Raw genomic sequence first — 11,147 nt, 5'->3', positions numbered from 1 at the left:
ATCGGTCGTCGGCAGCACGCGAGCATCTCGGCATAGACGGCGTCTGCGAGCCGTGCGCCTTGCTCGCCGCGGCGACCGAAACTGATGCGGCCAGCGCGCCTGGTGCGGCCCAGGCATCGGCATCGGCATTGGTTGCGTCAGTTGCCCCGGCTGCATCAATCACGCCCAACACCCCCAGCGCACGGCTACTCGTGCGCAAAACCATCCACGACGGCGTCACGGTGGCAATTGCATCGACCACCGCCCGCCCGGCCCGCGAACAGACAAACAACGCCCCCCAAGAACAGGACCTGCCATGAAAACCGACCCCGAATCGCATCAACGCATGACCGAGCGCCGGCGTGAAGGCCACGAGAAAAAACAGGCCAGCGCCACCGTCGAAAAAGGTCTGCTGATCGTCAATACCGGCACCGGCAAGGGCAAGACCACCGCCGCGTTCGGCATGGCCGTGCGCGTGCTTGGGCACGGCATGCGCCTCGGCGTCGTGCAATTCATCAAAGGCGCGCTGCATACCTCGGAGCGCGACTTCCTCGGTGCGATCGCCCATTGCGACTTCGTCACAATGGGCGACGGCTACACCTGGAACACGCAGAATCGCGACGCCGACATCGCCACCGCGCGCAAAGGCTGGGACGAAGCGCGCCGCATGATCGAGAGCGGCGACTACCAGATGGTGATCCTCGACGAACTGAACACGGTGCTGAAGTACGAGTACCTGCCGCTCAACGAAGTGCTGTCGGTATTGAACGCGCGCGCGGAGATGCTGCACGTGGTGGTGACCGGCCGCCACGCGCCGGACGCGCTGATCGAAGCCGCCGACCTCGTCACCGAAATGCGCATCGTCAAGCACCCGTATCGCGAGCAAGGTGTGAAAGCGCAACGCGGCGTGGAGTTCTGAGCGATGTCCACGCCCCCCAAGGGGACGTCCTCCGGGGCCTGCCCCGCTCTGTTCATTAGTGCACCCGCGTCGGGTCAAGGCAAAACCACGATTACCGCGGGTCTGGCGCGCTACCACCGGCGGCTGGGGCGACGCGTGCGCGTATTCAAGACCGGCCCCGACTTTCTCGACCCAATGATTCTGGCGCGTGCCAGCGGGGCGCCGGTACTGTCGCTCGATCTGTGGATGGTGGGCGAATCGGCCTGCCAGAACCTGCTCGCCCAAGCGGCGACTGAAGCGGACCTGATCCTGATCGAAGGCGTGATGGGTCTGTTTGACGGCACACCGAGCAGCGCCGATCTGGCAACCACGTTCGGCGTGCCGGTGCTCGCTGTGATTTCAGCGAAAGCGATGGCGCAGACCTTCGGTGCGGTCGCTTTCGGCCTCGCGCACTTCAGGCCGCAGGTGCCGTTCTACGGCGTGCTCGCCAATCGTGTCGGCTCGCCAAGGCACGCGCAAATGCTCGAAGATGCCTTGCCGGCGGACCTGCGCTGGTGCGGGCACATCACCGGCGACGACGAAATCGAGTTGCCCGATCGCCATCTCGGCTTGCATCAGGCCGCGGAGATCGACGATCTGGACACGCGTCTGGATCGCGCCGCCGATGCGCTCGCGCAAACCGCGCTGGCTGAATTGCCACCGCCGGTCGATTTCGGCGCGCCCGCGCCAGAAACACTGCCGCGTCTTCTGGAAGGCAAGCGGATTGCGATCGCACGCGATGCCGCGTTCTCGTTCATCTATCCGGCCAACCTCACGCTGTTAGAAACGCTCGGCGCGCACCTCGACTATTTCTCGCCGCTCGCCGATGACGCCCTGCCCGAGCGCACCGACGCCCTGTACCTCCCAGGCGGCTACCCCGAGTTGCATGCGGCCTTGCTCGCTGGCAACACGCGCAGTGCAGCAACGATTCGCGCGCACGCGGCAGCGGGCAAACCAGTTGTCGCCGAATGCGGCGGCATGCTTTACCTGCTCGACCAGCTTACCGACACGCACGGCGCCAGCGCGCCAATGCTCGGCCTGCTGCCCGGTCATGCCACAATGCAAACGCGCTTCACAGCGCTCGGCATGCAACAGATCGACAGCCTGCACGGTCCGATGACCGGTCATACTTTCCATTATTCGAAGCTGACGACGCCGCTCACGCCGCTGCGTTCAGCCACCCGGCCAAATAGCGATGCCCCCGGCGAGGCCGTGTTCCGCGCCGGATCGATCGTGGCAACCTATATGCATGCTTATTGGCCCTCCAACCCGGCCTTCACGGCCGCCCTGTTCCATGGCGAAGCCTTTTAACGATTCCGAGCGCGAAGCTGTCTACCGCGCGATTTACGAACGGCGTGACATGCGCCATTTCGTGCGCGATCCGGTCGATCCTGCCGTGCTGCAACGCCTGCTCGACGCGGCGCATCACGCGCCAAGCGTCGGCTTCATGCAGCCGTGGCGCATCGCGCGCATCACCGACCCGGCTTTGCGCACGGCTTTGCACGCGACGGTCGAAAGCGAACGCCTCGCCACCGCCGATGCACTCGGCAAGCGTCGCGAAGAGTTCATGAAGCTGAAAGTGGAAGGCATGCTGGAGTGCGGCGAACTGCTGGTGATGGCGCTGATGGATGGCCGGGAGCGTCACATCTTCGGACGCCGCACCTTGCCGGAGATGGACTTGGCTTCGGTGGCTTGCGCGATCCAGAACATGTGGCTGGCCGCGCGCGCGGAAGGTCTGGGCATGGGCTGGGTGTCGCTATTCGACGTCGACGTGGTCCGCACGCTGCTGCATATGCCCGAGGGCGCGCGGCCGGTGGCGATCCTGTGCCTCGGCCACGTCGATCAGTTTTACAGCGAACCGATGCTGGAAACCGAGCGCTGGGCATGCCGCATGCCGCTCGCCGATTGCGTGTTCGAAAACCGCTGGCCGGAAGACGACCAAGCGCCGGAATAACGCCGGCGCGGGCGTCTCACTGCTACGGCTTAAGAGGCTTGACCGAAACCACATCCGGCACACCGCCCGTTTCCTGGGTGCGCAGTTTCACGCGCCAGTCGGGCGGCGCATCGAACGGAAATTTAGCCAGAGCGCTTTTCACGAGCGCCGGCATGGCGTGCAGGGGATCGGCATCGCGATCGCTGCTCGCCGCGCTCACTTTGTAGACCTCCTGTCCGCTCGACTGCTCGAAAAATCGCAGCGTCAACGCGTGCCGATAAGCGCGTCCGTCGAACAGCGCAAACGGCGGTTCGGGCGAGCGTTCGCACGCACCTGGCGCGCAATCCTTCGCGCCCACGCCGACCACGACCGGCCGCGTGTCATACGCAATCGACAGTAAATAGTGCGCGGAATTGCCCGCCGTATCGGTGAAACCGTTCTTCGCCAGCTCATCACGCAGCATGGTTTCAAATTGCGGATGATCCGCGCTGGCATCCTGCGACGGCATGCGCGCAATCGTATAGGTGCGCTCGCCCTGCAGCACCGCCGCAGGATTCGCCGTGTGCACGTCGGCGCTCAAACCCGCGCATCCGGTCAGACTCGCCGCAGCCAGCGCGGCACAGATTATTATCGTTTTCACCATTTTCTCGCTTCGACAAGGTGAGTGTTTATCCATCATGAGCGTGATGTTGCAGACGCATCGGTTTGCGCTTCGTCGAGTGCCGGCAGGGAAATCGTAAAAGCCGTTCCCTTGCCAGGCGCGCTGACCACCTCGACATCGCCGCCATGACGCGTCACGACGGTTTTGACGAACGCCATGCCCAGGCCCGCGCCGCCCACTTCCGGGCGCTCCGTCTCGTGAAAGCGCCGGAAGCGCTCGAACAGACCCGCCTGCTGCTCCTCGGGAATACCGTAGCCTTCGTCGCGAATCGTGCACGATACACGTTTTGCCGCGCTGGGCGCGGCCATCTGCGCGACGCCGCCGAGGCTCTTCAGGCTGCACGTGATCCGCGTGTCCGGCGGACTGTACTTGACCGCATTGTTCAGAATGTTGACGAGCGCGCGTGTCATCAGCGAGCGGTCGGCACAGATCCAGTGGCCCTCGTCGGCGGCGGTCTCGCCGTCCGTATCGGTTTGCAGCGTAATGCGTTTGGCGTGGGCCTGCGGCCAGACTTCGTCGCTGGCGTCGATCATCAGCTCGGTCATGCTCACCGGTTCAAGCACGTAGGCTTGCGATTCGGCGCGCGCGAGTTGCACGAAATCGTCGGCAAGCGTCAACGCACGCTGCGCGTAGCGCTCGATGCGCTCCAGCAGGCCACGCGCGAGCACCGGCTCGCTGCGCGCCCGCTCGATCTCCACCAGCGCCAGAATCGACGCCTGCGGCGAGCGCATGTCGTGCGACAGCAGCCGCAACGCGTCTTCCCGTTGGCGCTCGGCCGCATGCAAGGCCGATACGTCGACGAGGCCCGCGATCCAGCCCGTCGTCTCACCTTGCTCGTTCGTGCAATTCGCATAGCGCAGCAGGTGGTCGCGCTCGTGGGCGTCGCGCACTTCGACGCCTTGCGCCATCAGTGCGGCAAACTCGCGGCGCGCGGGGTCGAGCAGCGCGGGCCATTGGGCATGCGCGAGCAGATTGTTTTCGGCGTCTGACACCGCGCCGCTGTCGATGGTCTTGACCAGCGTCAGCCCGCCCAGCACTGCTCGCATAGGCCGGCCTTCCGGCAGCGGCGCGCCAAGGCGCGCGAAATGCGCCTTGGCGGCATGGTTCGCGATCAGCACGATGCCCTCCACGTCGCTCACCAGGATCGGCTCGGGCACGCTGTCGAGGCTGTCCCACACGAAGCGCTTCATGTCCTGCACGCGCTGCGCGGCCTGCGCCATCAATGCCATATGCTGTTCCAGCACGTCGCCGCCGAATTCGCGGCGGCGCTGGGGTGTTTCCGGCAGGAGGTGAGGCTCGTCGGCGAGGCGTTGCAGTTCTTCGCGCAGATAAGCCATCGTCATTTCGAGGCGCCGCCAGTTCCAGATCGGATACACCACGATCAAACCGAAGATCGCCGGCACCGGCGACATCCATAGCCGCGCGCCGTACAGCAAGGCCGCGCTGCCGGCCGTGGCGAGCGCACCCAACGCGACGGTCAGCAGCAACGAGCGGCGCGGCGACAGCACCAGAAAACCAGCGAGCAGCGCAGTGAGCGGCGCCAGCGAGGCGACGAACAGCACCCACGGATCCGCGGGTTCGAGCTCGCGACCGGTCAGCAGCGTATCCAGCACGTTCGCGTGGATATAGACGCCGGGCAGCGGCCCCAGCTCGCCGGACACCGGCGTAGCAAAACGGTCGTACAAGCCGGACGCGGTCACGCCGATCAGCACGATGCGCCCGCGCAGCTTGTCCGCGGGAACATCGCCCGCGAGGACGCTCGCGAAACTCAGTTTCGAAAAGTTCTGCGCATTCAGACCAAAGGGGATCAGGAAACGGCCTTCGCCTTCGTCATCGCTGCTGGATTGGGCTGCCGATGCGCCGCCGGAAAACAGTCCGTGCGGTCGCTCGTTCAACTGCAGCACACCCCGCTCGACGGCCTGTACGACCGGCACCATCAATTGCGGCCAGCGCGAATTCGCGTCGCCCTCGAACCGCGCGACGCTGCGCACAATGCCGTCGCTGTCGACTTCAAGGTTGATATGCCCAATCCCGGCCGCGGCATGCGCGAGCGGCGCCACCGGTTCGACCGCGACGCGCCGGCCGGCGCCGTCCAGCGGCGTCAGCAGCATCGGCAGGTAGGTGGGACTCAGGGCAATCTCGCGGGCGAGCTGGGCATCTTCCGGATTGGCTTCGGTAAAGAGCACGTCGTAGATCACCGCGGCGGGCTTCGCCTTCGCAATCTGCTCGAGCAGCTTTGCGTGGACGCTGCGCGGCCACGGCCAGCGGCCAAGCTGCGCAATGCTGGCGTTGTCGATTTCGAGCACCACGATGTCGCGCAGCAACGGTTGCGCACGCAGGCTTAGAAAACGGTCGTAGGCCAGGTTGTCGACGCTGGCGGTCAGCCGGCCGAGCGAGCTGAGCAGAATCACCACAAGGCCCAGGCCGCCGATCCCCACCCATTCGATCAGGAAGCGGCGGCCCGCGCGCCGTCCGAGGCGGGCGCGCGGGTCGAGGCTCAGGCGCGTGGGTGGGTTCGGCAAAGCGTGGCGTGGTTGAGAGCTAAGGAGCGGGCTGGTTGGTGGCCCGGCCCCGTGAATCTACCAGTGTCAGCGGGCAAGCGTAAACGAGCGGACCGCGCTGCTCTTCTCGTAGAAACGGCCGTTTTCGAACTGCTCGGCGACGATCGTCCAATAATAGACGCCGCCCGGCAGGTCACTGACCACGATCTGGCCGCCCGTCAGATCGGTCCGATCGATGAGCGGATGGCGCAGGTCGGCGGTCGTGGCCAGCACGAAGCGAAAGCGCGTCTCGACCGTGGTGCGGCTGACAAACCAGCGGAACTCGTAGTCGCGGCTGCCGGCGCGCGGTCCCGCCGACGCCGCGAGCCCAAGCTGGCGCCGCTCGAAACCATACACCTGAGGCAAGCCTTCGAGCCCGTTCGCGTCGATCGCGGCGATACGCACGAAATACGTGCCGTCGGCCAGATCGCCGAAGTCCGCAAGCGGCGCGCTCACGCGCAGATCGCGGATCAAGTCGAGCTGATCGGCATCTCGCGCAATCTGCACACGGTAGGCCACTGCGCGCTCGGCGGGGACGAGGTCGAAAGCAACGGTTTTGCCGTCCTGCACTTTTGCCGGTTCGACGAGCGACGGTGCGGGCAGCAATTCCACCGGACCGCCGATCGCGCCGCCTGCCCGCGTGACACTGCCAAAGCGTGCCTTGACGAGTTGCGCGGACGCCTGCAACGGCACGCCGGGTGGCGGCGCCGAGGCCTGACCATTAACTGCGGCCGGGTCGACGCCGACCGCTCCGTCCAGCACTTCGACCGCCGTGGTTCGCGCGTCGCCGTCGTAGGCGACCTTGAAGCGCGTACCGCGCACCCCTGCGACAACCGATGGCGCGCGGATCTGGAAGCGGTCGTCCTTTTTGGTGGCATGCGTGACCTGGCTCTCGACTTCGCCACGCTGCAGATCGAGCACGCGATCGCCCGAGCCGGTCAGCACGGTGCGCCGCAGCTTGCCGATGTCGAGCTGACCGTCCTGCGACACCGTGATGTGCGAGCCGTCCGGCAACTCCAGCGTGACAAAGCCGTTATGGCCGGTGCGGATGCGGTCGCCCTCGCCGAGCGTCGTGCCCGCCGAGAGCGGCGTGTAAGGATTCTTGCCGAAAGCGTGCTCGGCCGGACCGCTCGTCGCGATCACGCGCGCCGACTCGGGATCCTGTCTGAGCCGGTCGGCCGGCAGACGCAGCGTGATCCCGGCCGGCATGCGGCGTGGCGCGGGCACATGATTCAGGCGGCTCAACATCGCCCAATCGCCGGAGTCGCGCAGATAGCGGCCGGCGATTTCGTATAACGTGTCGCCGTCGTGGGTCACGTAGGACACATAGACTGGCGCGGTCGTTTTTGTGCGTTGCTTCGGCGCGCGGGACGAATAGGCATCCGCCGATGCCGGCGCAAAGCACGTCATCGCGATCAGGCCGGCCGCCGCCAGCATCGCGCCGGCGCGGCGGCCGGGTGAACCTGCGCAGCCTGCCGGTACCGCATCGAAAGAAACCGTCACGCATCCCCCGCTTCGGGGTGCCCTTCGGCCGCCGCGGGCGGCGTGCCGGATTCGATCCGCTCAAGCCGGTACCCATAGCCGTAGATCGGCGTCAGACGATAGCCGTGCTCCGGGCGCAAGCCGAGCTTGCTGCGCAGCATCGACACGTGCGTATCCATGGTGCGCGAGGGGATGTCCGTCGCCTGCTTCCAGATCACATCGAGAATGTGCGCGCGCGACAGCGGCCGGCTCAGGTGCTGGAACAGCAGGAGCGCGAGCTCGAACTCCTTCTGCGTCACGGCGACCGTTGCGCCGCGCGCCACCACGTGCTTCGCGCTCAGATCGAATTCGAATTCGCCGAATACCTCTTTCGACGCAGGCGGCTTCAGGTGATACGCCCGGCGCAGCAACGAGCCGACGCGCGCCAGCAGGACCGCCGCGGAGACCGGCTTGACGACGTAATCGTCCGCACCGGTATTGAGGATCGAGGTGATATCGGTTTCGCGGCCGCGGCTCGTCATGAACAGGACCGGCAAGCGCTCGGAGAGGCTCTCGCGCACCCAGCGCAGCACCTCTTCGCCCGACATGTCGGGTACGTTCCAGTCGAGCACGAGCAGGTCGAAGGTCTGGCGCCGCAACTGCCGCACCAGTTCGCGACCCGCGACGTAGGCGTGACAGACATGGCCGGCCGCCGACAGCGTTTGGCAAACAAGGTCGGCTTGCGCCGAATCGTCATCCAGGACTGCAATTCTCATAAAACCCCGCAACGCGACAACGTCCTTCGTAATGGGTGGCCGGTGAGCCGGCAGATGGCCGGGATGCCGGTGCTAGCACCGTCGATCCAGCTTCCTGTTTTCATCTTCGGCTGCACTCTTTTTTCGATTAATGGCCCTTCGCCTTGCGCCCTGTTCAGCTCTGCTGCCGTCTTGTCTCGAAATTCACGCGCATTTTGGCTTTAGCGCGTCGATTACTGAGGGGGCAGATCATCATAATCGAAAACGGCCCTGCTTTTTCCCGGATGCGATTAAGCAGCTATCCGGTTCGGCTCGGTCATTGCGAGCCGCTCTATGGGATTTTCCCCAATGTCTCTCAGGTTCGGCCGCTTATTGATATCGACCTCCAGGGGTCGTTATTCGGTCCGGCTGGTCTCGCTCGCACGATGGTTGGCCCCGTCTACCTTTTGTCCTATCGGGCTGTGCCCCCCGGCGTTCAGGAAACAGCGATTTGACAATTTGCGACTCAGTATAGGAACAGTCTCAAAATAAATCGTTTAAAGATTGTTAGATCGTTTGATTGAAGCTAAACCGTTGACTCATTGATGAGGAACTTGGCGCTTTGGAATGTACGCACCGGCCAAAAAACCTCACCGCCCGCTTTCAATCTCCGGCATCGGCGCAAATAGCGCGTCGAGATCGTCGTCCGAGAACTTGGCGGCGCCGGCGGCGTCTTCGGAGAGAATGCTGTCGGCGAGCCCCGCCTTCTGCTCCTGCAACTCCACGATCTTTTCTTCGATGCTGCCCGCGGCAATCAGCTTGTAGACAAACACAGGCTTGTCCTGCCCCAGCCGATGGGCACGGTCGGTCGCCTGATTCTCGGCGGCTGGGTTCCACCATGGGTCGTAGTGAATCACGGTGTCGGCGGCGGTCAGATTCAGGCCCACGCCGCCTGCCTTGAGGCTGATCAGGAACAGCGGCACCTCACCCTTTTGGAAGCGCTCGACCGGCGTCACGCGGTCCGCCGTGTCGCCGGTCAGAAGCACGTAGGGAATCGCCGCTTCTTCGAGCGCTTCGGCAATCAACGACAACATGCCGGTGAACTGCGAGAACAACAGCACGCGCCGTCCTTCCTCGATCAGTTCAGGCAGCATCGATAACAGCAAATCGAGCTTGGCCGAGCGCGTGACGCGCGCGCCCTTCTCTGCCCTTTCGGTCTTTTCCGCTTTGTCGCGCTTCTCGCCTGGTTCGCCCGGGTTCCCGTCAACCTTGATTTTCCGCACGAGACGCGGATCGCAGCAGACCTGGCGCAGTTTCAACAACGCATCGAGCACGATAATGTGGCTGCGCGCGAGACCCTGTGCGCTGACTGCCGCACGCACGCGCTCCTGCATCGCCGTACGCACCGTTTCGTAGAGATCGCGCTGCGCGCCCTCCAGATCGACTGAACACACGATGGTGGTCTTGGCCGGCAATTCCTTCGCGACCTCGTCCTTACGACGGCGCAGCATGAACGGCCGGATGCGGCGCGCCAGCAGCGCGCGGCGCACACCGTCGCCGTTTTTCTCGATGGGATTGCGCCAGCGTTTGGTGAAGTCTTTCTGGCTGCCGAGAAAGCCAGGCAACAGAAAATCGAACTGCGACCACAGCTCGCCGAGGTGATTTTCCAGCGGGGTCCCTGTCAGACACAGTCGATGCCGCGCGCGCAATCCACGAATCGCCTGCGCGGCTTTGGTGGTGGCGTTCTTGACGTACTGCGCCTCGTCGAGGATCAGCAGGTGGTAGTCATACTCGGCGAGCACCTTCTGATCGCGCCACAGCAGCGCGTAAGTCGTCAGGATCAGATCGTGCTCGCCGATCTGCTCGAAACGCTCCTTGCGCTGCGGGCCGTTCAATACCAGCACGTTCAATTCGGGTGCGAAGCGGCGCGCTTCCTCGCGCCAGTTGTGCACGAGCGTGGTCGGCACGACGATCAGCGCGGGACGATCGAGCCGTCCGGCTTCTTTCTCCGCGAGGATGTGCGCGAGTGTCTGCACAGTCTTGCCGAGACCCATGTCGTCGGCGAGCACGCCGGCCAGATCGTGTTCGCGCAGAAACTGCATCCAGTTCAGACCTTGCTGCTGATACGCGCGCAGTTCCGCCTTCAGGCCTCGCGGTACCGGCACCTCGTGCAAGCCCGGTCCAGCTTGCAGACGCTGGGCCAGTTGGCGAATCGAATCGTCGCCCTGGAATTGCCAGCGGCCTGTGCTGTTCAACGCTTCAAGCCGGCCCGCATCGACGGAGGGCACACGCAGCGGCGCGCCGTCGGCTAAAGATCCGCCCAGTGCGTCGAACAGGTCGACCAGCACGCGCACCACCGGCTTCAACCGGTCGGCGCGCAGACGCAGACGCTTGTTTTCCTCGGTCTTTAACTCGATCGGCTCGTCGTCGGCGATGGCTTCGAGCGCGCCGCCGAGCCAGCGCCGGTCGCGCCGGAACAGATCGGCGAGCAGCGGCTCGAGCCGCACATTGCGCTCGCCGATGCGGATGCCCATCTCCAGATCGAACCAGCCGTCGCCTGCCTGATGCGCGGTGCCGTCAATCGCGTCGATCTCGATAATGTTGTAGCGGAACTCCGGCGCCATCGTCACGCGCCAGCCTTTGCTCACCAGTTCAGGCACCGCGTCGTTGACGAAGGCGGTCCAGGATTCGGCATCGGGCAGGCCAAGCATCGTGTCAGGCAGAAGCCGCGATGCGTACACGCGGCTGGTCGGGACTTTCTGCAGCCCGGTCTTGCGCAGTTCGAGCAAGCGCTTCTTTTCGGCTTCATAGCGCCGGCGGATATGAATGACGTCGCCGCCCGGCATGGGCACGAGTGTGACGCTGCTGTCGACATTGATGCTGACGCCGTCGTAATCGAAGC

At 64.7% G+C, this 11,147-nt stretch carries 9 protein-coding genes; 4 read left to right on the top strand and 5 right to left on the bottom strand.

Translation table 11 applies throughout. The features are described from left to right. From GNZ12_RS40695 to bluB, 4 genes are all read left to right on the top strand, one after another. Positions 1–299, top strand: a 299-nt coding sequence (locus GNZ12_RS40695) for a cobalamin biosynthesis protein (RefSeq protein ID WP_172318169.1), incomplete at its 5' end; no start/stop codon positions are given. Continuing rightward, positions 296–898, top strand: coding sequence for a cob(I)yrinic acid a,c-diamide adenosyltransferase (gene cobO / locus GNZ12_RS40690; RefSeq protein ID WP_172318167.1), 603 nt, complete (start codon positions 296–298; stop codon positions 896–898). The genes GNZ12_RS40695 and cobO, both read left to right, overlap by 4 nt. A 3-nt stretch (positions 899–901) precedes the next feature. Further along, the gene (locus GNZ12_RS40685) at positions 902–2,227 is read left to right on the top strand and encodes a cobyrinate a,c-diamide synthase (RefSeq protein WP_172318165.1); all 1,326 of its coding nucleotides are present in this window, start codon (positions 902–904) and stop codon (positions 2,225–2,227) included. Continuing rightward, on the top strand, positions 2,211–2,870 hold the full coding sequence (bluB, locus tag GNZ12_RS40680) for a 5,6-dimethylbenzimidazole synthase (RefSeq protein WP_172318163.1): 660 nt from the start codon (positions 2,211–2,213) through the stop codon (positions 2,868–2,870). The genes GNZ12_RS40685 and bluB overlap by 17 nt, the downstream gene beginning before the upstream one ends. A 22-nt stretch (positions 2,871–2,892) precedes the next feature. Here bluB and GNZ12_RS40675 read toward each other — a convergent pair whose 3' ends face one another. The 5 genes from GNZ12_RS40675 to GNZ12_RS40655 form a co-directional block, all read right to left on the bottom strand. Continuing rightward, entirely contained in the window at positions 2,893–3,492 is a 600-nt protein-coding gene (locus tag GNZ12_RS40675) for a DUF4136 domain-containing protein (protein WP_407947768.1), read from the bottom strand. Positions 3,493–3,524: 32 nt separating this feature from the next. Beyond that, positions 3,525–6,032, bottom strand: coding sequence for a CHASE2 domain-containing protein (locus GNZ12_RS40670; protein ID WP_172318159.1), 2,508 nt, complete (start codon positions 6,030–6,032; stop codon positions 3,525–3,527). 66 nt (positions 6,033–6,098) lie between these two features. Next, on the bottom strand, positions 6,099–7,487 hold the full coding sequence (locus GNZ12_RS40665) for a FecR family protein (RefSeq protein WP_172318171.1): 1,389 nt from the start codon (positions 7,485–7,487) through the stop codon (positions 6,099–6,101). Positions 7,488–7,549: 62 nt separating this feature from the next. Continuing rightward, entirely contained in the window at positions 7,550–8,287 is a 738-nt protein-coding gene (locus GNZ12_RS40660) for a response regulator transcription factor (RefSeq protein ID WP_172318157.1), read from the bottom strand. Between the two features lie 608 nt (positions 8,288–8,895). After that, positions 8,896–11,147, bottom strand: a 2,252-nt coding sequence (locus tag GNZ12_RS40655) for a DEAD/DEAH box helicase (RefSeq protein ID WP_172318155.1), incomplete at its 5' end; no start/stop codon positions are given.

Origin of the sequence: Paraburkholderia solitsugae (genome assembly GCF_013177695.1) — a bacterium.
In the GTDB taxonomy this organism is placed as follows: Bacteria; Pseudomonadota; Gammaproteobacteria; order Burkholderiales; family Burkholderiaceae; genus Paraburkholderia; species Paraburkholderia solitsugae.
Note: the sequence above shows the minus strand (reverse complement) of the source record. Positions and strands in the feature narration are given on the sequence as shown.

Bases quoted from the DNA above. Each gene is read 5' to 3' on its own strand.
- cobO (WP_172318167.1), top strand. From the start codon at position 296: ATGAAAACCGACCCCGAATCGCATCAACGCATGACCGAGCGCCGGCGT.
- GNZ12_RS40685 (WP_172318165.1), top strand. From the start codon at position 902: ATGTCCACGCCCCCCAAGGGGACGTCCTCCGGGGCCTGCCCCGCTCTG.
- bluB (WP_172318163.1), top strand. From the start codon at position 2,211: ATGGCGAAGCCTTTTAACGATTCCGAGCGCGAAGCTGTCTACCGCGCG.
- GNZ12_RS40675 (WP_407947768.1), bottom strand. From the start codon at position 3,492: ATGGTGAAAACGATAATAATCTGTGCCGCGCTGGCTGCGGCGAGTCTG.
- GNZ12_RS40665 (WP_172318171.1), bottom strand. From the start codon at position 7,487: ATGCTGGCGGCGGCCGGCCTGATCGCGATGACGTGCTTTGCGCCGGCA.
- GNZ12_RS40660 (WP_172318157.1), bottom strand. From the start codon at position 8,287: ATGAGAATTGCAGTCCTGGATGACGATTCGGCGCAAGCCGACCTTGTT.